This is a genomic window from Paenibacillus sp. AN1007 (assembly GCF_040702995.1).
GTDB lineage: Bacteria > Bacillota > Bacilli > Paenibacillales > Paenibacillaceae > Paenibacillus.
Genome location: NZ_CP159992.1, coordinates 352086 through 376942, shown reverse-complemented (window position 1 = coordinate 376942; position 24857 = coordinate 352086). Strand labels below are relative to the sequence as shown.

Genomic DNA, 24857 nt, shown 5'->3' with positions numbered 1-24857 from the left:
GTATATTTATTGTACGGCGATTGCAAGTTTATTGTCAACGCGGCGATGTGGGAACTTCCGTTGTGTTCCCTTGGGGATTTGTCCCTCCATCCGTCTCCTGCTGCCCATCCGCATTCGTTTCGCTTGTTTCGATGCGATTCGTTTCAGGTACGGGAACGTCAGGATTACGCTGCACTGCAAGATCACTGTTTCCTTCAATTTTAATTGTGTATTCTCCTTCACCAAGCTGCCCTTCAATCGTTTTGTTTTTGACGTTAAACGGCATATCCGTCCGCAAATCACCGTAACTGCTGGAGCCGGTCAAACTATAATCACCGCGCTCGGGGATCATAACGTTAATTGCTCCAACTGCACTGTACACATCCCAATCTCCGCCAACTTTGGTAGAGACGATGTTAATACTGCCATTGAGGGACTGAGCTTTAACGCCCAGATTGGCACCATCCAGCGTAATATTGCCGTTCCGGGTATCAGCTGTGAACTCACCAAATGAGTCAGTAATGCTGATACTGCCTACTTGTGTAGTCAAATTCACATCTCCCGAAACGCCACGTGCCTTCATATCCCCGCGGTTGCTGTCCATGTCCACATTCCCGATCGCCTTGGCAATGATCACGTCGCCATTCAGTGTTTTGCCCTTAATATCGCCGACCGCATTCGTAATACGAATTCGCCCGTTGCCCGTCTCGGCAAAGATGGTACTAATGGCTTCAGGACGATTCAACAATATCGCGCCATTGGATGTCCGAATATCGAGATTGAAGCGGCGGTCGTCTGGAACGATAACTGTCATATTCATACGCGGCTGCGTTTTTTCATTTTCACCATACGCTTTGCCTGTCGCTTTAATATGAATGACCTTGGTCCCTTCGGCCTCTACAAAAGAAGCTGCCGCGACCGCCTTGGCCTGCACATCAGACGTTTGGTCTACCCATACAACAGTTTTCACTTGAATCTCATCCGTATCTCCGCGCTGCAGCGAAATATCTCCGTTCACACCTTCAACGACGATGTTCGAAGTATCCATACCAACAGGTACTCCAATCGTTTCTTTCTCTTCCTTGTATCCGGCAGCCTGACTGTAGTCCATTGAAGCAGCCCCCAAATTCAGACTAACCCGGTTCCATAGATGCATGTAGTGATCCTGTTCAGTCACAATAAATACAGAAGCCGTCAAAATTAAAGACGTCAGAATGCCTTTGGCATCCGGTCTGAAACGAATCTTTTGACGTTCATCCGACTGGGCTGAACGATCTGAATCTCGACTGCCTCTTCTACGTGTCCATAGGAATAAAATAATCCATTCCACACCAAGTGCCACAAGTAAAAATGGCCACCAATCCACTATTTCGTAGAGGTAGTCCGTCCCCCACTGTTTATCCAATATGAGCAATACACCAATGACCGCGATCAAGACTGCAGCCGTAAAACGTCCAACCCGGATTTTAAGGTTCATTCCTTTCCCTCCTTCCATCCCTATCCGTTCCCTATGTTCTCTTCCTGCGCAGCATAACCCAGAATTCCCGGCCAAACAGCAGCAAGCCGCCTGCGATCATCAGCACTGCAAAAGCATATCCGCCGTACATCGCAATAATCTCTTGAAACCAGCGTGGTTTCCGGAAAAACAGCACCATCAGTGATCCTCCCACAATTAACAAGAGCCCAAACGAAATGCCTCGCTCCCACACCATCACTCGTTCCCGTTCAGAACGCTCACCAGACAGCGGCTTGTCCGTATTTGCTTGGGTTACAGCCCGGCGCCTGCGCATCATCACCCAATCAGCCGACTGCAGCACATCATAGACATTGTAGAAATAAATGACCGGAATACAGAGAGCCAGCAAAATTAACAGAGGTACATTTATCTGTATGCCAATGGACGAGAAATACAAAAGAGCAGACAAATCAAGTAATACCAGCAGTATAAAAGTCAACCCCCGCATATACAGACGTAAATAGATATGTCCCAAACCTGGGATGATGGCACTCAGCAGCCCGGCAATAAACTTATGTGTTTTTTTCTGTACCGTTTTGGGCTTTCTATGCTTTCTTGTTTGTCTCGTTTTTCCCGTTCCTTTGCTGCCCGGATGACGCTTCTTCATAACATGCTCCTTCCATCGGAAAATGACCGATTCCCCTCATCATGCATTTGGTTAGATAGTACCCTAAAGCGCCAGAAGAGTAACTGGAATAAAAATGGATATTAAGAAAAACCCTCCGCCATTCCTGTACTCGGAGGGTTATGATTTCCTTTATTCAATCGACACTTTGGTCATGTGTTCCCACTGTCTTAGTTTGGAGACAATCTGTATCGTTTTAAATTCATGCGGCACTTGAACGTGCAGCACAATTTCTATTTTTCGTTCAACAGAGGTTACTTCTGCAAAAGCCAAATCCTGCTCATTCACTGTAATTTTACGGATTTTGATCTTCTCCTGCTCCATAAAAGACGATACCTTCTCTAGTGTCCCTGGCTCAGACAACGTGTGGAGGGTAATGACATGCAGATTGCTGCCGCGCAGATATCTCAGTTCTAATTTGTTAAACACCCATAGATTTAAAAGGACGAGCACGGTCGAAACGATGGAAGCAAAGAAGAATCCTGCACCCGCAGCAAGACCAATCGCGGCAACCACCCATATCGAAGCAGCCGTTGTGAGCCCGGTGATCGATTTTCCTGTGAAAAGAATCGTTCCTGCACCCAAAAATCCGACACCGGTTATGACCGCTGTAGCAAGACGCGCCGGGTCAATCCGTACATTTAATTCATGTGCAAAATCTTTAAATCCATAAATAGACAGCATCATAATCAGTGCAGACCCCAGACAAACCAGAATGTGCGTTCGAAGCCCGGCTGCATGGTTCGATCTCTCACGTTCCAGACCGACCAGTCCGCCAAGCAGCATTGCCAACAGTAAACGAAGCAAAATATGCCATTCATCAATAAACCAAGGATTGCTCAACGTCGTAGTTCCTCCTCTAAGTTGTTCACATGCTTAAAGCCTATTCTTATGAAATGTTGTTAATTCCACTCCAGGTGCAATCTGTGCTGCTTCCACAGGCTCAAATCCGAACTTCGTATACAAATTTACAGCAGCTGTATTAAGCGTTCCTGTGGAAACGATGTACCGAGACAGATTAGGATGTTCTTTGAAAACGTGCTCCATTAACGATGCGGCTATCCCCTTGCGGAAATGGTTGGGATGTACCATCATACGAGTAATCGTTAGTGTGTCCCGCTCTTCCTCCATTACAGCTACAGCGCCAAGGAGCTCTCCATCCTGCTCATCAACACTTCCGTAGAATGTTTCTCCGCAGTGCTGCAGGGTTTCCATCGTATCCAGGAGAGGCGGAATGTCTTGAAATCCGATAATCTTGGCTTCCAGTCGGTAAGCCATATGCTGCAGCCTCCACAACTGGGCTAACATGTCTTCATCATGCAGTGACAACGATTGAATTTTCATCGTTAAGCAGCTCCTCGCATCAGGCTGGATCAACCGTTAAATGAATAACGGACTTCTGAGTATTTTATATCAAAAAAGAGGCTGTCACAGGGACGAGCCTCTTTCTGTCCGGCCTCACCGGAAGGATTAGCGGTTCAGTACATCTGCAAGCAGTTGATTGGCGAGGGCTGGATTTGCCTTGCCTTTACTTTCTTTCATCACCTGACCTACGAGGAAACCGATGGCTTTTTGTTTACCGGCCTTATAATCCTCAACCGATTGCGGGTTGTTTGCAACGACCTGCTCTACAATGGCAAGGATCGCTCCCTCGTCACTGATCTGCACAAGGCCTTTCTCTTCAACGATCTGCTGCGGAAGCTTGCCGCTCTCCAGCATTTCCTTGAATACCGTTTTGGCGATTTTACTGTTAATGGTTCCCTTCTCCAGCAAGCCGATCATCTCGCCGAGTCCTTGGCCTGTCAAAGGAACCTGTGTTACCTCGAGGTTATTAGTGTTGAGATAACCCAACAAGTCACCCATAATCCAGTTGGAGACGGATTTGGCATCCTGCGTATATTTCAGACTGTCTTCAAACAGATCTGCAATGGCTTTGGAGGAAGTGATAACCTCGGCATCATAACTCGGCAGGCCATAATCTGATGTATACCGGGCTTTACGCTGATCTGGCAGCTCGGGAATAGAGGCACGGATGCGTTCCTTCCATTCGGCATCAATATGCAGCTTTACGAGATCCGGGTCTGGGAAATAACGATAATCATGCGCTTGTTCTTTCCCGCGCATCGACAGCGTTTTACCCTGAGACTCGTCCCAGCGGCGTGTCTCCTGAACCACTTCTCCGCCGTCATCGAGAATTTCAGCCTGACGGTACTGCTCATATTCCAAACCGCGCTGTACACCGCGGAAGGAGTTCATGTTTTTCAGCTCTGCACGAGTGCCCAGCTTCTCTTGTCCAATCGGACGCAAGCTGATGTTGGCGTCACAACGCAGTGAACCTTCTTCCATCTTCACGTCCGATACGTCGCAGTACTGCATAATGGCACGCAGTTTTTCCAAATACGCACGTGCTTCTTCCGGGGAAGAAATTTCCGGTTCGGATACAATCTCCACCAGCGGAGTTCCTACACGGTTGAAATCCACAAGTGATGCATAACTGCCATCCACGTGTGTGAGCTTTCCGGCGTCTTCTTCCAGATGCAGCCGGGTAATGCCGATCCGTTTCGTCTCGCCATTGACTTCAATATCGATCCAGCCATTCTCACCGATCGGCTGATCAAATTGCGAAATTTGATACGCCTTTGGTGAGTCAGGGTAAAAGTAGTTTTTGCGATCAAACTTGCTGACATCAGCAATCGTGCAGTTGAGGGCCATAGCTGCTTTCATTGCATAATCCACAGCCTGACGATTCAGGACTGGCAGTACGCCCGGATGTCCGAGACATACCGGGCAGGTGTGTGTATTGGGCGGGGCTCCAAAAGCGGTGGAGCAGCCGCAGAAAATTTTGGAGTTGGTATGCAGCTCCACGTGGACTTCAAGTCCAACGACCGTTTCATATTTAGATGCGGACATTTCTCATTTACCTCCGTTCCGGGCAGTCTACAGCTGCGGACGCTGCTTGTGGAATGCTGTATTTTGTTCGTACGCATGCGCGACGCGCAGTACGGTTGTTTCGTCAAAAGCTTTACCAATAATCTGCAAGCCAACAGGCAGACCATCTGCAAATCCGCAAGGAATGCTGATCGCCGGAACACCCGCTAGGCTGACTGGAATCGTCAAAATGTCATTCAGATACATCGTAAGCGGGTTGTCCACTTGAGAACCCAGCTTAAATGCCGTTGTAGGAGCAGTAGGCCCAATAATGACATCATACTTGGCAAAAACATCATCAAAATCCTGTTTGATCAGTGTGCGCACTTTTTGAGCTTTCAAATAATACGCATCATAGTAACCGGAGCTGAGTGCATAGGTTCCGAGCATAATACGTCGTTTTACTTCCGGACCAAAGCCCTGACTTCTGGACTGGTGGTACAGATCCAGCAAATTCTCCGGATTGTCCGCACGCACACCGTAACGTACACCGTCAAAACGAGCCAAGTTGGAAGACGCCTCAGAAGAAGCGAGCAGATAATAGGTAGCTACTGCATATTCGGTATGCGGCAAGGATACCTCTTCCCATGTCGCTCCAAGTCCCTCCAGCACGTTCAGTGCAGCAAGAACTTTCTCTTTTACTTGCGGGTCTACACCTTCACCGATGTATTCCTTCGGTACGGCAATACGCAATCCTTTGACATCCCCTGTCAGTCCGCTCAAGTAATCCGGAATATCTACCTTGGCAGATGTCGAATCTTTAGCATCATAACCGGCAATGGCTTGCAACACATAAGCAGAATCTTCTACATTTTTGGTCAGTGGTCCGATTTGGTCGAGGGATGATGCAAAGGCCACCAAGCCAAAACGGGAAACCAGTCCATAAGTAGGCTTTAAACCGACGATTCCGCAATAGGAAGCAGGCTGACGAATAGAACCGCCCGTGTCTGATCCAAGTGTGAAGTACGCTTCTCCCGCAGCAACCGCTGCAGCAGATCCACCTGAGGAACCACCTGGGACACGATCAAGTGCCCAAGGATTATGCACAGGGGAGAAGCTGGAATTCTCGTTGGAACCGCCCATGGCAAATTCGTCCATATTAAGTTTACCCAGGGTTACTGTATCCGCTGCCTTAAGCTTCTCGACAACCGTTGCATCATACACCGGGTCGAAATTGCGAAGGAATTGACTTCCACAGGTCGTGCGAAGTCCGTTCGTCACGATGTTATCCTTAATGCCTACAGGTAAACCAAAGAGCAAACCTTTCTTCTCACCGCTGACAAGACGGTCATCCAGCTGACGGGCGCGGGCGCGGGCGTTCTCCTCGTCCAATGTCAAATAAGCTTTCACTTTGTCATCATGCGCACCAATATTCTGATAAGCCTGATTCACCAGATCGCTGACCGACAGCTCCTTGGCGTGCAGCTTGTTATGTAACTCAGGCAGCGATTGTTCAAATAAACTCACAGTACTTGTCCTCCTTCCAATTGTCCGTTATTCCATAACAGCAGGCACTTTAAACTGCCCGTCTTCTTCTTCTGGTGCGTTATGCATCACCTGTTCTATGGACAGGCTTTCCTTGGTTTCGTCTTCACGCATCACGTTGCTGACATGCAAAACGTGAGTTGTTGGCTCAATGTTTGTCGTGTCCAGTTCATTCAGCTTCTCTGCATATTTTAAGATCGCGTTCAGCTGACCTGTCAGCGTCTGTTCTTCTTCAGCAGTCAGATTAAGCCGGGCCAGCTTGGCCACATGCTGAACGTCATTATTCGAAATACTCATTACCGGATGCCTCCTTCATTCGTTCTGTGCCTGAGACCATCCACTGAAAACAAGGCGTTCGTTTAACGGGCTAAAGTCTCAAGATAACTTTTCTAATTATAGGTGAGATAGTTCGACAATTCAATGCAAATGCAAAAAAGGAGCCGGCATCAGCCGACTCCTGAACATTCTAATGTTTAAATCCATGCACGCAGATTAACCTGCTTTATAAAATCCGCCTGGGACATGACATCATTCGCGGTTTCCTCTTCTTCTTCCACAGCTTGAGGCTCACCATTCATCAATTGATGAAACAGTCTCTCATTATGTGTCGCAAGGGCGTAATCTATCAACGCTTCTCGCTCGACCCGCTCAGCTTCCTGCTTCAGCAGAACCTCTTCCAGATCGACGTCGCCGGATGGAACGAAAAAATTCCGATTAACCAGCGGCACTCGAAGCACGTAATCGAACGCATTGTCCGGATTCCGGTCATAAGCGATGATGTATCCATATTCCCCCACAGGAAGATTCTGCTCAAACGCATCCGCGACGATGACAACCTTCTCTCCTAATCGCAGCATCGTCTAACCTCCTGGTAGTCTATCATTATTATTTATTTGTATAGTCTACTAGAAAAGAATAGCGATGTCTAGGAATACTAGATTTAAACAACATATTTGTGCAAAATCTTTCTGAAGATATTCGCAACCGCAGCTGCTCGTTCCCATATCATCTGTTATGTTTACTTCCGCCTGTGTCGTTTACGGTCTGTACGAATCACAACCAACCAATAAATCATCAGAGGTCCGGGCACGCTGGTAATACCCCACAATCCCCATAACCAAGGAAAGCGGCCGCGACTACGTGCATCTTGAAACATCCATGTGCCTTGAAACAAAAGCAGCAGCGCAAGCATCACCAGCATTACCGGATGAATTTCGCTCAATGAATAGTGAAGTTTATTCATGGCGCGCCGCCTCCTTCCGCTGCCGGATAAACCAGAACGCCGCTGCAATGAAGGCAATGATTGTACTCAGCACTTGTATCCCCAAGTATACGGCAGGAGAAGAAAGAAATAACAACACACCCAAAGTAATTACCATCAGTGCAGTGAGCCAGAAGAAAAGAATTTCAATTATATTGGTTCTGCGCTTCATACGTCTTTGCTCTCTGGCACGAGATTCAAGTGCTGCCAGCGAAGGAATATCTGCCGGTTCGCAGACATCGTCCAGCGCCTTCATAGACTGCTGCAATCGCTGTACCACTTCCTGCTCCGATGTATTATTCGGCCTGCTCATTCTATTCCAGCTCCTTTCTCAATTGGCGGAGGCCATAAGCTGTCCGTGACTTTGCTGTTCCGGCTGGAATGCCCAGCATCTCCCCGATTTCCTCGTATCCATACCCGTAATAATGTTTCAGCAGCACACCAATGCGATGCTCAGGCGTAAGCCTCGTCATCGCATCCATCACATCCGTCCATTCCTCATTTCGACTTTCGAGCTGCCAGCGAAAACGGCGGATCGCCTGATGACGAATCAGCTCAAGCCAGTTCTGTTCTCTTTTCCTTCGCCTGGTTCGATCAATGTAAATCCGGGTTGCAATGGTGATCATCCATGAGGAAAACGCTGAACGACCATCATAACGCCGAATGTTTTCCATGCAGCGAACCATCGTATCCTGCACAATCTCTTCAGCGAGGTTAGGGTCCATCGTGACTTTAACCAAGTATTTATAAACAAACGAGTAATGGCGCTGCAATAAGGCCGCAAGTGCACTGTCGTCTCCCTCTGCCGCTCTTCGCACTTCCTCCAGTTCGGCTGTTTTCATCATGATGATCACCCACTTCCTGCTCAATCTTAAGGTTATACGACAGGCTCCACCGAAACGTTCAATTGAGGATTCAATCTTTGTAAAAATAATTAAATGCATACGACAATTTCTCGGGCAATCAGACTCCATTTCGGTAATCCTGCAGTTTGTCGAACCACCGCTGGTTCCGGGCCCCGTTTTTCAACACACGGCTGTTCCACACATTTTGCCGCAGCCTGCGGGCTCTGTTCGCCATGTCCGTTTTTAAATCAAACGGTTCCAAATGATCTGCATTTTTATTTTGTAAAACTGACCCGCTTGAGTCAGTATGAGCTGAATCAGGGCTGCAAATATGAATCGGACTGGTATTCCATATGTAATCTTTCTGATAAGCTGTTTCCTTAATCATGGAACGTATGACGGAATGCAGTTCGATTCGTCGATCATCAAGACATGTATACTCCGGCGGCTGCTTCGGCTGAAACGTGTTTATTTTCTCCACATCGATCTCCCTCACTCTCGTTCACCTAGAATTAATCGTTCTCTTGTTCTGTAACTATTATGTAAACCTTCACTGTTATGTTCTTTCGCTGGCGCTGCTTATTTTGGGCCTTTATAATTACGATTTCTGCCGAAAAACGGCTGAAAACAAAAAAAGAACGCAAACCGGGTATGGACCACAGTCTGCGTGCTTCGCGAGTTTGGGTGTATCTATTCAACGCTTTAGTTAAGTGATGCCTTAACGCTTGTAACAACTAATTGCTATTCTAATGAAAAATCCGACACTTGTCCAGACTTAATTCACATATTCTGTCGAATCATATTGCCGGAACATAAGGGTTGTTTTGTTTCTCGTACCCTATTGTCGTTTTGGGACCGTGACCCGGATATACTTTAACCTCATCGGGGAACCGGTACAGCTTGTTCTGAATGGAATCCACCAAATCACGTTCACGTCCACCTGTCAGGTCTGTTCTACCTACGCCCATCCGGAATAGTACATCTCCAGCAAACAGATCATCCCCGCATAACAAACTTACACTGCCTGGAGAATGTCCAGGGGTATGGTACACCTGAAACGTATGACCAATCAGCTCCAGCTTCTGACCCTCATCCAGAGCAAATTCTGCCGGAGCGGCAGCGATCGGTGGTGTTACCTGCGGCCAATTCAATGATCCGTTCAGCTTGGCTGTAGTCAGCCAGTCACTTTCCAGATCATGCAAATATACAGGGCATCCCTTCAGCTTACGAATCTCTTCGACACCACCAATATGATCAAAATGAGCATGGGTCAGAAGAATCGCCTCGATCTCCAAATCCTGAATTGCTTTGAGCAGCGGGCCAGGGTTCATACCCGGATCAACAATAACAGCTTTACTCGGGTCCTCTCCCTGTAACAGGTAGGCGTTGGTTTGCAGCGGCCCGAGCGTAAATGTACGAATGTTCAGCATATGAATTACAGCCCCGAAATCAGTTCACGCAGTTCACGAATGATAACTGCATGAGACTCCGTTCCTTCACCGTAACGTTTCAGAATCTCTTTGCGTGCCTCTGCCATATTGTCCTGATAATCTGCAGCTTCACGGTCAGGATTAAGACGTTTGAACTCCACCATCACTTCTTGTACATGCTGCGGACGGGGTCCCCATTGACCAAGCACGTGTCCGCCTGTATCTGCAAAGATCACAATCGGCACCGAACGTCCGCCCATCGTAAGGAACTCATCCATTACTTCCGGGTGATTCTCCATAATCAGCACTTCCGTCGGGATGCCGGAAATTTCCAAAGCCTGAAATACAACCGGAATATTGCGAACGACATCACCACACCAATCCGCTGCCAAAATCAGCACACGAAGGTCGTCACGATGATTCAGACTCTCAAAAAATTCACGATCCTCTTCGCTTGCCCAGACAAAGCTGTCATAGTTCGATTGAAATTCGCTTTGATTTTTGGTCATACTTGCGATAAATTCCTTCGGAGGCAGGCCTTTTCCGAATTTGTGAGACAAGTTAGGTTTAGACATTACTTCACACTTCCTCTCTTTTTACGTACATTCATCCATTTAATAACAAAATAAATAATCATAAGAGCAAGCGCAACAAGCAGAATCGGTGTAATATACGGTGCCGCTTTCTCATCTACATGCTTCCACTGATCTCCGAGAATCATCCCTAAATATATAAACAATGCAGTCCAAGGTATAACAGCGAGTGTAGTGAGCAGAATGAATTTGCCTGTGTGCATTTTGGTGATGCCCGCAGGAATCGAAATCGCATGTCTTACGACCGGGATAAACCGCGCTGTAAAAATAACCCCCGTACCATACTTGCGAAACCATTCTTCGGAATGATCGATATGTTTTTTCTGGATCAGTATGTATTTACCGTATCGTTCAAGCACAGGTCTGCCGCCATAACGGCCGATCCAGTAAATAAACAGCTGAGCCAGCACCCCGCCTATTGTACCAAAAATCATCGCACCGAAGAAATTAATGTGATGCTGGGAAACGAGAAAACCGCCATATGCCAGCACAATTTCACTTGGAATGACTTCCAGCATTAATCCGAGCATGATGCCGAAGTATCCGAGACTTTGAATCCAGTCGAATAATTGGCTGACAATGTTATGAATAACGTCCATCTCAACCCTCTCTCTTTTTCCTTAATGACGGTGCCCTGCCGCACCATGGGAGTTCGTCCTTATTTTATCACAGGCCCCTGAACGTGGCTACTTGAGAGACAGGGACAGTATCCCGCAGCCGCTGATTCGCATATGGTATGGGGAGAGGAGCGTGAGCACATGTCATTCAAATCTGTACCCGGATCTCCCCCGGTCAAACATAAGCAATCCGGTCAAAACCTTCCTTCTGCCCGAGGCATTCGCCGTGCCTGCAGCAAGGAATTGTATCGTACAGCCAAAAGGCTGAAATTGTACATTTCGCCAGAACGCATGAAGCAGGCCGAGGAGCGATACTACGCCAAAGTCATCGGAAACCTGCTCTGGATTGGAGAAAACCGCAGCGACCGTAAAAAACTGTGCGAATGGTGGAATACCGAAGTCAGCGCAGAAATTGCGGCACTGTGGGATGTAGAGGTTGAATCCCTTAATGAAGCCTTCAAACATGCCTTTGGCGGTTATCGTCTGTAAAAAGAAGACCGGAACAGGCGGGCAGTGTTTTCCCTCGTCAGCCTGTTCAAAGCATATCTTGACCATGAATCGTAAAGGGAAAGCCAGAGACCATGGAACGTTACGTATCGGGAGTTATCACCGAATGATATCCCAAAACAAATGCAGCTCGGGCAGGTAAGCAGGTTCAAATACATACAGGGTCCAGCTCGCCATTTCAGTTCTGTGAATTGCAGCGAATGCACGATCTAATTGATTTGTAAGGCTTATTTTTGATTAAGGTACCTGCAGCAATGCTGCGCAGGTTCTCACCCGATAAGGCAGAAGAACTGTCCAGTTGGAAATGACGATCACTGCGTATATATTCCGCATTGACCTGTGCTGCCAGATTTTTATACTGCTCGTAGATCTGCGCCCCCACGGCAGCGGTCTGCTGCGCCTGCCGGGCTCTTCCATGGGAAATTTCATGCATCGCGATCTGTTCCATCTCGTGCACCGCCGCCCTATAAATTTCCTGCTCATAACGATTTAAGGAGATGGCTTTGATAAAATATGTCCCCGCCTGTTTCCCTTGGCCTGATTGTGATGCCCGTTTCCCAAGCTCCAAATAAAGATCAGGATCTTGCGGCGAATAGGACAAGCCGTTCAGTAAAATGGAATGAGCTTCTGCATAAGGCAGTGTTCGCGCAAAGGAAATCGCCAAATCAGGCCGGGCTGGATTCAAGTGATATGCTGATTTAAAATATTCGACACTTGTTGAAGTCTCCATTGGCTCCGCAATTGCTTGACGATACTGTATAGCTGCCCACATGTAATGCGCTGTAATCCAGACGGTCCCCCCAAGCCAGCATGCGAGCAGAAACTCCGCCGTATACCGCCTGATTGGGCGTGATGCAGGGCTGGAAAGAAGTTGGATACAGGGACGGATGTAATTTTGAATGGAAGCATGGACAAGGACCAGCCTTAAACGGATTGCTTGTAAGGTAAGGTGGTACGAGTATCGCTTAGATTGCTGCAGCGCATTCACAGGCTGCGAAGCTGCATCATTGATCGAGCCTGCACAAGCTGTATCTACAAGAGACTTTGGAGCAGGAGCTGCAGCAGACACACTGCCATTAATGAACGCGTACGGGTAGAGTGCCGCTACCTCTGTTTCTCTTCTCAGCGCAGCGGCCCATGCCGTAAGCCAGATGAAAAGCATCCAGCTGAGCGCATAGCTCCAGTCGAAGTCCACAGCCCCATGCAGGGCAAAGACAAGTACAGCCGGCAGCAGGCGCGGTGCGAAGCGTCGCATGCTGTGCAGGGTGAAGAGCATCCACCCTGCAATCAGCGCGATGCCGAGCAGGCCCGTATCCAGGGCCAGGTCGAGCAGCCCGCTGTGAACCTCGCCGCCGACATACGGCGAGGACTGAATGGCGCGGAACATGCTGCGCCATGTGTTTCCCCCGTGGCCGAGCCATGCGGCCTCGGTCCACAGCTGCAGGGCATCCCGCCACATCTGCAGGCGGGATGCCCCTGTGCCGACACCCGCCGCGAAGCGATCGGCGGTGGAGGCTGCGGCCATAAGTGCAGCGGCGATGCACGCCAGCACGGTAGTCGCCAAGGCAGCGGCGCGGCCAGCACGGGCGCGGCTGTGCCAGAGACGGCACAGCAGCAGCGTGCCGAGCAGCGCAGCTGCCCATGCCCCGGCCAGTGCCAGCAGGCCGGGCACAGGTGCAGGCGCCAGCTGGGCAGCAGCCAGCTGGCGGTACAGCCAGGCCGCGCATGCCAGGGGCGCGGCCAAGGCCAGCAGCAGCGGCAGGCGGGCACCGCGCCGCTGCAGAGCCAAGGCGGCGGCCGCGGCACAGCCGGCCGCAAGCCAAGCGCCGCGCGACTCGCTCAGCAGGAGCGCGGCTTGCGCGGGCATAAGCGGCAGCACCGCCGCGATGAGCCGGCGTGCCGGGACCGCCCGGCCGGCCAGCACACCCGCGGCTGCCGTCAGCCGCTCCAATGCGTACATGCAGGCGACGGCACCGTACGCATTGGGGTACTGCAGCAATCCGCCGAGCCGAGCGCCGGCGGAGCTGATCTCCGGGTCCGCTGTGCGCATGATCCCGTAAGGCAGCGGCATCACACCGCACACGGCAAGAATACCGCTCAGCACAAGCAGGCCGCCTGCCAGCTGCCAGCCCAAGGCAATCCACCGCACACCATTCCTGCTCGCTGCCAGCAGCGCAGCGAGCAGGGCAAACATCGCAAGCAGGCTCCAGCGCAGCATTTCATCGATGCTGCCCTGCGTACTTACCGAGCCGGCCAAGGCATGTACCGCATAACACATCATGACTACCAAAGGAAATAACACCTGGATAAATTGCGGATTTTCCGGCCTCATGAATTCTAAGCGTATCATGTCCATGCCGGCAGGCTGTGTTTCCAGCATTCCCTCTATGTACATTACCAGCGAAATGCTCACGATGACCGCGGTCATCAAAATAACGGGGTATACATCAGCCGAAAAGAATAACCCTCTACGCAAACATCCTGCGAGCAATACAACCAAGGTGCCCATACCTAAGACTGCCGTCCAATTGGATCGGTTCATATCTGTCCTGCTTTTCTTTTCCTTCGTCCTGCTCCAGCGGCTGGATGTATCTGATACCCGTCCTGTGACCCATAGGCTGTGTGGACCGGCTGTATCGTTATATGTATTGCAGTCATGTGCCAAATAGCACCCGTATTCCGGTAATTCATCCAACCGTCCGGGTTGACATGAGCGGCCTGCCAAACCTCTGCCTTCTGCCTGACCACCATTCTGATAAAACAGTTCCTGCTGACCTGCGCCCCCTCTGCTGCTATCTTTTTTTGCTTCTTCATTCACTTTCTCTTTTTCCTCCACTCCACACCTCCTCCTTTCTTCATCAAAAACAATAAAAAAGACAGAAAGACCCTCATTACGGGTCCTTCTGTCTTTTTTCAGCTGAGCTGGCACTGTGAATTATGCTCCACAGTACCAGCCGATGCTGATTGTCCTCTGACTGATTCAGGCATACACAGATCACATTCAAGATATTCACATTTAACAGCATTAAATAACTCGGCACCAACGCATTGGATATTCCAGATACACATTTTTACTTATGCGTTGACCTGTCACTCATGAATTAATGATACATCATTTCATTAATTCTCTGTTTTTGATCTGGCATCGAGTTAAACGACCCTTTTACCAGCATGTCCTTTTCCTCACATTTGCAGACCACTTATGCGGTAGATGCTTCGACTTCTCGTTTTACTACTCAATCTTTATCAACCTTTGCTCATCGATCACATTCCCAATACAAGATCAGTGGAGGCTGCACTTGGCAGATCGCTCCAAGTTTTCCCTGTCTACTTTTCCTCCGGACTTGCTTCCCTCAACCGGAAGCAGGTCTGCACAGGCGCGCTCCAAATAAGGATCGGCATGGATGAAATCGCGGAATGCAGTGTATTCATCCCACATCTCACTCACTTGACCCGCCTGACCACGTACGGCGCGAATCAAAATGTTTTTAGGTGTATTCTCCAAGTCAATAAATTCGAGCAGCTGTGTCTTATATCCCATTAAATCGAGCAGTTTGGCGCGAATCGCATCTGTTGCCAGTGCCGAGAAACGTTCTTTCAGAATGCCGTGGGACAGCAGCGGATTCATTACCGAAGATTCAACCTGGTCATACAGCTCATGCTGACAGCAAGGCACCGAAAGAATAACGGAAGCCCCCCAGCGCACAGCTTTCTCCAGAGCCGCATCTGTAGCGGTATCACAAGCATGGAGAGTAACCACCATATCCACTTCATTCAGTTCATCATAATCCGCAATGTCACCCACGAGAAATTTCAGATCACCATAGTGCAGACGTCTAGCCAGATCATTACAGCGTTCAATGACATCAGCCTTTAAATCAAGACCGATAATCTTGAGCGAACGACGCTGCTGTACAGACAAATAATGATAGAGGGCAAAGGTCAGATAGGACTTGCCGCAGCCAAAATCGACGATGGTCAGCGGACGCCCTTCTGGCAGGTGAGGAATAACATCCTGCACCATCTCAAGGAAACGGTTAATCTGCCTGAACTTATCATACTTGCGCGCAAGTACACGTCCCTCTTCATTCATAATTCCGAGTTCAACGAGGAAGGAAACGGGAACGCCTTCTTCCAGCACATACTGCTTTTTACGATTGTGGGAAAGGTCCACCGCTGTTTTGGATGGGGATTTGGTCAGAATTGACACTTTATATTTTTTGCTGATCAAAATTTGATAATCTGCCTCTGTCGTACAGAGCAGCCCTTGACGAAACGTCTCTTCACATAACAAAGTCATGCGCGCCATCGCTTCAGCCGGGGTCAAGTTTTCATGCAGCACTTTATTCGCATAATGAAAAGCAAACTGATAATGAAGCTGATTTTTCAGCGTTACCGGCTTCACCTGCACTTTGGTAAACGAGACATTGTCCCGTCTGCGCAGCTGACTCCAGGTCGCCGTAATCAGCGAGTTCTGTTCAAAAACATCTTGTATAAGCTTTCGCAACGAATCCACGGGGTACATCTCACTTTCGGTTTGGTTTGGTCACACGTTACCATACCATAATTTTGTGTCCGCTCCAAGTGAGGGACCTGCTCTCCATATGTGTTGTAAGTCCACGTTCCATACTTCAGCCTGAATCCAGAAAACGTTCTCTGCTGCTAACGTCTCGTTTCCGAAACTTTAATCTGAGCCAGCCCCTCTTCAACCTCAGCTCGCGGCAGGCCGCCCCGTTCAAGCTGATCATCCGTAAGTTCGATCAGCCTCTGATAAAATGCTCTGGCATCATCCTCATACTGCACCGGATACTCCGGGCCAAGATGCAGCAATCGGTACCAGCTGTTCTCAGCTGCATCGTATCGTCCCTGATGCTCCCGGTACAGTGCAAGCTGCTTTTCCGTTCGGGCAGGAAGCTCATATCCCTGAATTTGTTCCATCACTTCCTCTACACGTTCAGGTGCCTGCAGCAGCTGCGGATTAGCCCCATGATTCAATGCATACAGGTAAAAATGTGAAGCTCGCATTAAACGGACAAGCGCAGCATCCTCTGCCTCCATTTTCTCCTCATCATCTATGCCTTCAACTCTGGCCTTCTCCTGGTGAATATAAGCCTCTTCTTCAATAAGTCTTGCCGCCTGCTGCAGATTGTCCACCTCAATGACTCCCCGAAAGCGGAACATTTCGATGACATCCTCTGCGGGCAGCGAGTTCAGCAACGAGAGATTCATGCCAAATTGTCTGCGCATCAGTTCGTCCAGTTCAGACAAAGCTTCCGTATGTTTACGCTGCTGTCTGAGTGTAAAGGCTTTGCCGATCGCCTCTGTCATTTCCTCCATCATTCGGAGCAGATAATCCTTCCTGAACATTGCTGTGCCCCCTCATTTCTTTATCATCTTCCAACCTTTTTCTTCCGCCTGACTATACGTTTTATTTTAATTCATGCCGTAAAAAAAAGCGAAAATCCGGCTAACTCCAAGCCGGGCAGCAAACAAATCAAAAACCCCTGCTTGTCCACATAGACATGCAGGGGTCTTCATATGCAAACGATGGTCCGTTGTCATCTACCAGACACTCGCTCAATTCAACAGAAAGTCCTATACGGTCGTCTTTTTCATTTCCATTTTCCAAACGTTCTCTCAGTTCATCTTAATCAGTCAAACCTGCCATAAACTGCTTAATCACCTGAATCAGCTCTTCCGGTGCTTCATACATGCTCATATGCCCTGCACCTGCAATCGTGGCCTGCACAATATGAGGCTTATCACTTGTAAAAGTGCGCTCCGGCGGAATCAAACCGTCCTTTTCTCCTGCCACGAGCAGCACAGGAAGCGGCGAAGCGGATAATACATCCCGGCGATCCGGGCGTTCGCGCATAGCCAGTGCAGCACCGACTGCTCCTTGAGGTGCAGTCTGGTAACCGATTTCCTTCACACGATTCAAGTGTGCAGACATGGATTCCACATGCTCCGGTGCGAACAAGCCCGGAACCAGCCCGTCCACAAAGTTCACAATACCTTCAGACTGAATGGTGGATACCGCACGCAGGCGTTTCTCCTTCGCCTCATCACCGTCTGGGAACGCCGTTGAATGAATCAAACCAAACGCATTCAGACGCTCCGGATGATGCTGTGCGATCGAAAGTGCAATATAACCGCCCATGGAGTGTCCGAGAATAACCGCTTTTTCCACACCGATTTCATCCATTAGCTGCAGGACATCATTGCCCATCTGTTCAATCGTATAACTGCCAACCGGTGCATCCGTTTTGCCGTGTCCACGCAGATCGGGCACGATACAACGATAACCGCGTGCCAATTCCGGCACCACTTCATCCCAATAAGATGAACTGCCGCAGTATCCATGGAGCAGCACGAGTGCTTCCCCTTTCCCCTGCTCGGCATAACAAATCGTCGTTCCATCACACATCACTTTTTCCATATTAATCCCTCTCTCTGCGCGAATGTAATATTTCAGGTTGTATATTATTAAGCAATCAACTCACAAATGAAACGTTTGTCGTGCACTCCGGGCCTCAGATATGGAATCGGCAATCGTTTGGGCCATGTTCATAACAAGGTACAGAGAAGTCATCTGCAAAATCGAATACGGCCTTGGTCCATTAGCATTAACTACTGCGGCTAAGCTGTACTGCCCGACCGGCGGCAGCTTGCCACCAACGGATTCGGCCGGACGAAGCGGCGCTCCGGATACATAATATGTCCCGGCAGCATCTTTCGGGCCCAAACAGGCATCTATTGCAATAATGGTATGCTGTGCCGGAATATGTGCCAACCTCTTTTCGAGCGTGTCTGCATCACATGGAGCAGCCAGTGTGCCAATTACATGGGGTAAACCCTGTTCTTCGAGCAGCGTACCCGTCATGGGTCCGAGTGCATCTCCGGTCGAACGGTCTGTACCGATACAGAGAAACGTAATCTCGTCGAGATTATGCCGCTGGAAGATGTCCTTGAAAAAAAGAACAAGCTGATCTCTATGTACACCTTTACGCATGCCTCGACTCTGCTGCCGGACCAGCTCTCGTTTGTATAAGGTCAAGCTGAATTCCCTCCTGTTATAAACGGATACGATGGACAGCTCCGGCATGATCTTCTCATGCCAGTCGTTCAGTTCTATTCCCATATTGTAACCGATGCTCCGTCCCCCCGCAAAATCATTGGCTTGTCTCCTTCCACTCATGCTACAATAACAGGAGTTTCTCTTATGAAAAGCGAACAAACCATCCCTGGAAGATGGAAAGGATGAAGTAAACGATGGATTTAACACAAGCAACAGCAGCTAATATGGAATATATGATAGAAGCCATCAAGACCAAACTGCGGATGGCCAGTGGTGCCGCTATGCAGGCTTCAGCATTCCCACTTGAGAAATATGAGGATCTGCAGGATTTGTATGAGATGGTCATGAGTAAAGAGCATCTGAGTATCTCGGAAGTGGAAGCCGTTGCTTCTGAACTTGGCAGACTGCGCAAATAGGCCATCATTCGTAAACCTCTGCCTTCACATCTGGCAGAAACACAAACTAAAGGGACCTGTTATACATCCGTATGTTGATGTATAACAGGTCCCTTTTTTACAGCCTGTTCGGCTGTGCTAACGGATCAATACAACGCTCTGATGCAGTGCTCCTGTCAAGGTAGATCAATAAGTACAAATTCTGCGGGCTCGCTGCCTGCGCTTGTCATTTGCAGGTCACAGCTTTTGCGGATTCGAGCCGCATCTCCGGGCTTGAGATTAAAATGGCCATCGGAGCACTGAATCTCGAGATGACCGCTAATAAGGAACAAATGTGTACGCCGCTCCTCATGCTGCGGATACATTAATTTCTTGCCCGACTCCAGTTTGGACAGATAACAGGTTACGTCCTGCGCAATACGCAGCGAACCCTCTTCTGAAATTTCATCCGCCTGATCTGACACCCCTGATACAATTGGACAAAGTCGATTCAGCGGTGCAGACTCTTCTATTTTACGATAGGCATAAGACGGTTTAAGCATTCGCTGGGAAGGCAGAAACCACATCTGCAGAAAGCGTACAGGTTCATCCGTGTCCGGATTCGTTTCGGAATGCTCCACACCTGTCCCAGCGCTCATCACTTGAACCGTCCCCGCTTTCAGCAGCTGTTCCGTGCCCATACTATCTGTATGCTTAAGCGTACCTGATATTACGTAACTGACGATTTCAAGATCGTGATGGGGATGTTTTTTAAAGCCTTCCTGCGGCATCAGTGTGTTGTCATTATGGGCTAACAGACAACCAAAATGGGCATTGCTTGGATCCTCGTAATCTGCAAAGGAAAAGCTGAATTCACTGTGTATCCAACCTCGATCCGACGTGTGCCTTTCTTCCGATGTCACTACTTTAATCATATACATCCACCTCCAGAGGATTGGAACTGCCTCATGGGCAGTAATCCATGCGTGTTAAAATTAAGTTAAGGTCAATACCAGTTGGTATGTGATCTTTACCCGGGGTCCGGTCATTCTAATCACGCTCATTCCAAAGGTTACACGCTATCTTTTAATGAGTGGAGTACAAATTCACTTTCCATTTCCCCTACGAGAGTCCCAGCGTCGTTACGGATAGCTGCCGGGAATACTTCAGCCAACCTCGCAGCGGTTTTGGAGTTGGAATAACCGATTTGCTTCAATATCGATTGTGTAATGGAGGCCCATTCTTCTTCGGAACCATCCAGTACTTTAAACGTGATGCCCAGTCTCTCTTTTTTCAGCGCAAAACCAAATACACCCTTGAATCCACCTTTGGCAACGATGTTATCGTCCTCCAGCAGCACCGAATCTACCCGATTCAACCCACCGACCATCAGAGGGTGCGCATTCATAGCTGAAGTAATCGTTTCTACAGCGGTACGTGTAGGGCCATCAGCGATAAGATCGGGACAAGCCAGCTTCAGGTATGCACTCGCGAGTGCAGACAACGGCAGTGAAAATACCGGAAAGCCGCAGCCATCCGTCCCGAGTTGAATCTCTTTTTCTTCAATGCCTGCGAGGCCTGCCAGCGTTTCAAGAATTTCCCGTTGCACGGGATGATCCGGCTCGGCATAGCTGTTTAAATCAAACTGTTTCATCTGACTGTACCCTAGAATTCCGAGATGTTTGCCTGAACAGTTATGCAGTATGCGGCGTTTTTCTCCTTGTGCACGAATCCAGGAATTGCGGCTCTCTTCATTAAGTGGGTAGCTTGGTGCACAGATCAGACATTCCTCGCCAAGTCCGATTTTACGGGCTAAATGTTCCAGCACTCGGATATGCTCGGGTTCTGAGCGATGTGACGAGGCCATGATGGCAATTTCCTGTGCTTCAAGGTTATAGTGACGGTCGATTCCAGCCCGAATACCCGGGATCGCCTGAAATGGTTTGGCAGATGAACGTGTAAAAGTTCTGAAATGGGGATCACCAGCCGAATATACAACCCGTCCATGCTCATCTGTAATACATATGTGTCCGTAATGGGCGCATTCCATCACGCCTGCACGGTATTCTTTAACTAATAAAGCACTCTCCATGCGTGTTTCTCTCCTTCATATTTCCAAATTCATGACTATACAAGTTGAATTCAAGATTTTACACAGTCCACTCCGAAGACAGAATAACCTGGAGAGTAGCGCTTATCCTCAGATTTTTTGAATTCCTTTTCCGAAGGGAAAAATCCGGTGATAAAGGCGAGCGCTTCGCTTTTTCAGGTTTTTTCTGTCCTCTCCGTTAAAGTGTAAAAGCAGTATTCAACTTAATATATAATTCAGTTCATCTCTGCTTTGCTTCACGGCGCCGCATGGGATATCCTCATTAGTATAGTACAAAATCGACGGTTTTACAGTTTTTTCGACAGTCGTTTCGGGTAAAGCTTTATCAGCATTACCGAAGAACTACACTTGTATAGAAGGAGATAAGTTATATGCTGCGCAGCTCTCAACATCTTTCATCTGAACCGCCACATATCATCCCTTTGCAATTTCTGCTGAAATATACCCTTATTGCTGCACTGCTCAGCGCATCCATTGTATTGTTGTTAGCCGGTGCAGGAGCCTGGGTTGGCCTGGATCGCCTGATTCAGCTGGATAATCAGGTACAGCAAATCTTCTACCTGCATTCCCAATCACGTCTCTCTCTGCTTCCTTATACTTCTTTCATCACAGCTATAGGTTCATTCAAAATATCAGTACTCGCGGCAGCCGGCTTTGCACTGTTATGCTTCGCAAGGCGCCGTCACAGAACAAATGTATATGGCTGTGTAATCAGCATAAGCTTTGGCATGATGTGGGTACTGAACACCCTATTGAAGGAAATTTTCAGACGGAGCAGACCGGAACTGGATCACCTTCTCGTTGTGCATGGCTACAGTTATCCCAGCGGTCATGCCATGATTTCAATGGGATTCTACGGCATGCTTTTTGTCGTCTGGGCCTTGGAATGGAGAGACAAAGATTTAGCTCTTAGGTGGATTCCTGTTTTTTGCGGCATTACATTTATTTTGTTGATCGGTCTTAGTCGAATCATGCTCGGAGTCCATTATCCTACTGATGTGATTGCCGGATTTGCTGCCGGATCCGTCTGGATTTTATGCTGGATTCAGGGGATGAAACGTTTCCTTTAATGTTCATCTGTCTCCTGTTTCCAGTTTATTCATCGGGCAGATAGTTGTTTCACCGAGATGCACGGCGTTTATATACGAAGTAAGCAAACGCGAACAGACAACATCCTGCATCAAGTTGAAAAGGAGGCGGTTGTTATGTGGGGCATTATTATCAGCATTGTCATGGCGGTCATTATTGGTCTGATCGGAGATGCACTTGCCGGTCATAACATGCCGGGCGGTGTGATTGGTGCTATGATTGCCGGATTTGCCGGAGCCTGGCTGGGGGCACTTTTGCTTGGTAACTGGGGACCGGTTATCGGTAACTTTGCAGTCATCCCCGCCATCATTGGTACAGCGCTCTTTGTTTTCTTGCTGGGGCTTGTGTCCAGACTGCTAAGACAGGCTGCCTGATTCGGGTTAGATGGTGTTCGTTGTTTCGTAAATTGTTTTTAATTTGAATAAGGAGTGATTAGACATGAATAAAGCAGAAGAGCAATATCCTGTACAAACTGGTTCTACTTTCGCCAAAGGCATTTTCATCGGAGGTCTGCTGGGTGCTGCAGCTGCCCTGCTGTTTGCCCCGAAACCAGGACGCGAACTGCGTGGTGACCTGTCCGAGAAGGTGGGCATGGTAACTGACCGTACCAAAGAAGTGGCAACTGTTGTTGGAGATAAAGCTTCTGAACTTGCCAAAACGGTGTCATCCAAAACATCCGATCTGGCAAGAACGGTAAACCAAGGCCGTAATGAGGTTATGGATTCCGTGAGAAAAGCGTCTGCTGACGTTGCTGAGGAAGCAACCCGTGCATCTGACGAAGTAGCTGCCGCTTCCGCAGAAGCGAAAGAAGATGCACGTAAAGAACTGAACTCGACCAGCCTGTAAAGGCTGAAGGGATCAAGCAATGAATAGCCAGCTGCATTCAGCTGGCTATTTTTTATCCAGAGCGAACGGAGGAATCGTCATTATGAGTAAAGTCACGATCAATGGGAATACCCCGGTAACAGGGGGAACACCTGCACAGCAGTACGATACTAGTGAACATCCATTCGAACTGCGGCACGAGGTCAAACGGCTGAATACGCGGCTCGATCAGATTGCTGATAGTCTGGAGAGAGCACAAATCAAAGACATCATTGAAAATTACAGCAGTGCAAAAAAACGAATTATCACCAACTTCACTGCGGGTATGGCACGCGGACTCGGATTGACCGTCGGTACGTTTGTTGTACTTGGTTTGCTTGCCTTTATCCTTAGTCAATTCGTCAATATGCCCATTGTGGGCCAATATATTGCTGATTTGCTCGGCTACATCGAGGATTACAAAAAATAAAAAGAGGAGCCGCTGGTCTATGACTACCGCGGTCCATCCTCTTCTCTGTCCCGGTTTCCCGGAGCGGAAGACTGGGCAGATTTTACTTTCAGCAAATCTCCCGTCCAACCTTTCATCATCATCCATATATACATGCTGATCATGCTGCAGATGATCAGTGCGATAACCAGTACTACTCCCCATGTTTTGTCTATCAGGGGTAAATTTTCGAAATTCATCCCCCAGATCGCACCAGCAGCTGTAGCCGGCGTGAATACGGAAGTTACTATCGTTAGAGTTTTCATAATTTCATTGCCGCGCACACCGGATATCGCATTGTCTATTGAGATCAAGGTATCAATCTCTTTTTCATAATGCTGGAACAAACACTCCATCCGCTCAACACGATACCGAAGCTGCTGATAGAAACGATTCTCTGTAATTTCCTGAAGGTAAGCCTCCCGGGAAGCCGCCATTAATTCGGAATAAGGAATAAACAGATTGCTCCAGTACAGCAATTCGAACCGTGCGGCCATAATCTGATCCATCAATGTACGTGCATTGCGGGTCTCCATTCTTCGCTCCAGATCCCGCAAATTCATCTCAAAATGATCCATGCCGACATGATAGTAATGCAGAATTGCCCGAAAGAGCACAAACATGCCTTCTCTGGCCTGCGTACACTGCCGCAGCATCTGCTTACGTTCGCCCGATTTCATAATCTCCCTTGTATTCTCATCGAGATTGAGCGTAACCATATGATGTTGATCTACATAAAAATACATCTGATTCCCTTTGCGTGTATCTTCTCTCTCATTTTTTACGGCATATAAGAAAGAACCAAAAATAACGGGTTCCGTTCCATTCATGTAACGCACGGACAAATAGTTGGATTCAACCTCCGGAATTTTGCGGAGCCAATACTCCATATCTGGAAATGCTTCCGTCAGATCTTTCAGCGCATGGTCCATACTGCTGGAATCCGGAGCTGCCCAATCCCACCACTGCCACTGTTCGGCGTAGGATAACTGATCACGCCTAGCTTCCAGTTTGACTTGATCCACTATACATCCCCCTGTCGAATTTTTCTTCTGCCCTGGGCTTACTCCATTAAATTCAAAAAGGACACGTATGCAGTCCAGTGCAA

General features: G+C 48.5%; 29 protein-coding genes. 6 read left to right on the top strand and 23 right to left on the bottom strand.

The features are described from left to right. Positions 1-34: 34 nt before the first annotated feature. The 15 genes from ABXS70_RS01580 to ABXS70_RS01510 form a co-directional block, all read right to left on the bottom strand. Positions 35-1456, bottom strand: coding sequence for a DUF4097 family beta strand repeat-containing protein (locus ABXS70_RS01580; RefSeq protein WP_342552766.1), 1422 nt, complete (start codon positions 1454-1456; stop codon positions 35-37). Positions 1457-1487: 31 nt separating this feature from the next. Beyond that, positions 1488-2102, bottom strand: a complete 615-nt coding sequence (locus ABXS70_RS01575) for a hypothetical protein (protein WP_342552767.1) — start codon at positions 2100-2102, stop codon at positions 1488-1490. 150 nt (positions 2103-2252) lie between these two features. Further along, positions 2253-2963, bottom strand: coding sequence for an MgtC/SapB family protein (locus tag ABXS70_RS01570; protein WP_366293448.1), 711 nt, complete (start codon positions 2961-2963; stop codon positions 2253-2255). Between the two features lie 33 nt (positions 2964-2996). Further along, the gene (locus ABXS70_RS01565; RefSeq protein WP_342552769.1) at positions 2997-3464 is read right to left on the bottom strand and encodes a GNAT family N-acetyltransferase; all 468 of its coding nucleotides are present in this window, start codon (positions 3462-3464) and stop codon (positions 2997-2999) included. Positions 3465-3590: 126 nt separating this feature from the next. After that, entirely contained in the window at positions 3591-5030 is a 1440-nt protein-coding gene (gene gatB / locus ABXS70_RS01560; protein ID WP_342552770.1) for an Asp-tRNA(Asn)/Glu-tRNA(Gln) amidotransferase subunit GatB, read from the bottom strand. A 27-nt stretch (positions 5031-5057) separates the two neighbouring features. Then, positions 5058-6515 carry an Asp-tRNA(Asn)/Glu-tRNA(Gln) amidotransferase subunit GatA gene (gatA, locus tag ABXS70_RS01555; protein ID WP_366293443.1) on the bottom strand — a complete coding sequence of 486 codons (1458 nt, stop codon included), beginning with the start codon at positions 6513-6515 and terminating at the stop codon, positions 5058-5060. 27 nt (positions 6516-6542) lie between these two features. Then, on the bottom strand, positions 6543-6830 hold the full coding sequence (gatC, locus tag ABXS70_RS01550) for an Asp-tRNA(Asn)/Glu-tRNA(Gln) amidotransferase subunit GatC (RefSeq protein ID WP_342552772.1): 288 nt from the start codon (positions 6828-6830) through the stop codon (positions 6543-6545). A 176-nt stretch (positions 6831-7006) separates the two neighbouring features. Further along, positions 7007-7390 carry an ATPase gene (locus tag ABXS70_RS01545; protein ID WP_342552773.1) on the bottom strand — a complete coding sequence of 128 codons (384 nt, stop codon included), beginning with the start codon at positions 7388-7390 and terminating at the stop codon, positions 7007-7009. Positions 7391-7551: 161 nt separating this feature from the next. Beyond that, positions 7552-7776, bottom strand: a complete 225-nt coding sequence (locus tag ABXS70_RS01540; RefSeq protein WP_342552774.1) for a sigmaY antisigma factor component — start codon at positions 7774-7776, stop codon at positions 7552-7554. After that, positions 7769-8107, bottom strand: coding sequence for a YxlC family protein (locus ABXS70_RS01535; RefSeq protein ID WP_342552775.1), 339 nt, complete (start codon positions 8105-8107; stop codon positions 7769-7771). The genes ABXS70_RS01540 and ABXS70_RS01535 overlap by 8 nt, the downstream gene beginning before the upstream one ends. Position 8108: 1 nt before the next feature. Beyond that, positions 8109-8636 (bottom strand): RNA polymerase sigma factor SigY, encoded by a 528-nt coding sequence (gene sigY, locus ABXS70_RS01530; RefSeq protein ID WP_366296505.1) that lies wholly within the window; start codon positions 8634-8636, stop codon positions 8109-8111. Between the two features lie 121 nt (positions 8637-8757). Beyond that, positions 8758-9120, bottom strand: a complete 363-nt coding sequence (locus tag ABXS70_RS01525; protein WP_366293438.1) for a hypothetical protein — start codon at positions 9118-9120, stop codon at positions 8758-8760. A gap of 316 nt (positions 9121-9436) precedes the next feature. Then, positions 9437-10069, bottom strand: coding sequence for an MBL fold metallo-hydrolase (locus ABXS70_RS01520; protein ID WP_366293435.1), 633 nt, complete (start codon positions 10067-10069; stop codon positions 9437-9439). Between the two features lie 5 nt (positions 10070-10074). Then, a complete protein-coding gene (locus ABXS70_RS01515; protein WP_342552778.1) occupies positions 10075-10644 on the bottom strand; it encodes a thioredoxin family protein in 570 nt (189 codons plus the stop codon). Further along, positions 10644-11261 (bottom strand): DedA family protein, encoded by a 618-nt coding sequence (locus tag ABXS70_RS01510; protein WP_342552779.1) that lies wholly within the window; start codon positions 11259-11261, stop codon positions 10644-10646. The genes ABXS70_RS01515 and ABXS70_RS01510 overlap by 1 nt, the downstream gene beginning before the upstream one ends. A gap of 159 nt (positions 11262-11420) precedes the next feature. On the opposite strand from ABXS70_RS01510, the gene ABXS70_RS01505 reads away from it, so the two are divergent. Next, complete coding sequence (locus tag ABXS70_RS01505; RefSeq protein WP_342552780.1) at positions 11421-11768, top strand: dehydrogenase; 348 nt, start codon at positions 11421-11423, stop codon at positions 11766-11768. 196 nt (positions 11769-11964) lie between these two features. Here ABXS70_RS01505 and ABXS70_RS01500 read toward each other — a convergent pair whose 3' ends face one another. From ABXS70_RS01500 to yyaC, 5 genes are all read right to left on the bottom strand, one after another. Continuing rightward, positions 11965-14622, bottom strand: a complete 2658-nt coding sequence (locus tag ABXS70_RS01500) for an O-antigen ligase family protein (RefSeq protein WP_366293430.1) — start codon at positions 14620-14622, stop codon at positions 11965-11967. A 447-nt stretch (positions 14623-15069) separates the two neighbouring features. Continuing rightward, positions 15070-16311, bottom strand: a complete 1242-nt coding sequence (locus ABXS70_RS01495; protein WP_342552782.1) for an SAM-dependent methyltransferase — start codon at positions 16309-16311, stop codon at positions 15070-15072. A 137-nt stretch (positions 16312-16448) separates the two neighbouring features. Further along, entirely contained in the window at positions 16449-17153 is a 705-nt protein-coding gene (locus tag ABXS70_RS01490) for a DUF6483 family protein (protein WP_342552783.1), read from the bottom strand. Between the two features lie 280 nt (positions 17154-17433). After that, on the bottom strand, positions 17434-18225 hold the full coding sequence (locus ABXS70_RS01485) for an alpha/beta hydrolase (protein ID WP_342552784.1): 792 nt from the start codon (positions 18223-18225) through the stop codon (positions 17434-17436). Between the two features lie 60 nt (positions 18226-18285). Continuing rightward, positions 18286-18927 carry a spore protease YyaC gene (gene yyaC, locus ABXS70_RS01480; RefSeq protein WP_342552785.1) on the bottom strand — a complete coding sequence of 214 codons (642 nt, stop codon included), beginning with the start codon at positions 18925-18927 and terminating at the stop codon, positions 18286-18288. A 131-nt stretch (positions 18928-19058) separates the two neighbouring features. Here yyaC and ABXS70_RS01475 point away from each other — a divergent pair, with 131 nt between their 5' ends. After that, on the top strand, positions 19059-19280 hold the full coding sequence (locus ABXS70_RS01475; RefSeq protein ID WP_342552786.1) for a DUF1128 domain-containing protein: 222 nt from the start codon (positions 19059-19061) through the stop codon (positions 19278-19280). Positions 19281-19435: 155 nt separating this feature from the next. Here ABXS70_RS01475 and ABXS70_RS01470 read toward each other — a convergent pair whose 3' ends face one another. Further along, positions 19436-20173 carry a pirin family protein gene (locus ABXS70_RS01470; protein WP_366293424.1) on the bottom strand — a complete coding sequence of 246 codons (738 nt, stop codon included), beginning with the start codon at positions 20171-20173 and terminating at the stop codon, positions 19436-19438. A 137-nt stretch (positions 20174-20310) separates the two neighbouring features. Next, positions 20311-21330 carry an asparaginase gene (locus ABXS70_RS01465; protein ID WP_342552788.1) on the bottom strand — a complete coding sequence of 340 codons (1020 nt, stop codon included), beginning with the start codon at positions 21328-21330 and terminating at the stop codon, positions 20311-20313. 389 nt (positions 21331-21719) lie between these two features. Between ABXS70_RS01465 and ABXS70_RS01460 the strand changes: the two genes are divergently transcribed. The 4 genes from ABXS70_RS01460 to ABXS70_RS01445 all read left to right on the top strand — a co-directional run bounded on the left by ABXS70_RS01460 (position 21720) and on the right by ABXS70_RS01445 (position 23731). Further along, positions 21720-22418 carry a phosphatase PAP2 family protein gene (locus ABXS70_RS01460; protein ID WP_342552789.1) on the top strand — a complete coding sequence of 233 codons (699 nt, stop codon included), beginning with the start codon at positions 21720-21722 and terminating at the stop codon, positions 22416-22418. 135 nt (positions 22419-22553) lie between these two features. Continuing rightward, positions 22554-22811: a GlsB/YeaQ/YmgE family stress response membrane protein gene (locus tag ABXS70_RS01455; RefSeq protein ID WP_293198004.1), complete on the top strand. Its 258-nt coding sequence runs from the start codon at positions 22554-22556 to the stop codon at positions 22809-22811. Between the two features lie 64 nt (positions 22812-22875). Next, positions 22876-23283: a YtxH domain-containing protein gene (locus tag ABXS70_RS01450; protein WP_342552790.1), complete on the top strand. Its 408-nt coding sequence runs from the start codon at positions 22876-22878 to the stop codon at positions 23281-23283. Between the two features lie 82 nt (positions 23284-23365). Further along, a complete protein-coding gene (locus ABXS70_RS01445) occupies positions 23366-23731 on the top strand; it encodes a DUF5665 domain-containing protein (protein ID WP_342552791.1) in 366 nt (121 codons plus the stop codon). Positions 23732-23754: 23 nt separating this feature from the next. On the opposite strand, the gene ABXS70_RS01440 is transcribed toward ABXS70_RS01445, so the two are convergent. Next, on the bottom strand, positions 23755-24774 hold the full coding sequence (locus ABXS70_RS01440; protein ID WP_366293418.1) for a magnesium transporter CorA family protein: 1020 nt from the start codon (positions 24772-24774) through the stop codon (positions 23755-23757). Between the last annotated feature and the right edge of the window lie 83 nt (positions 24775-24857).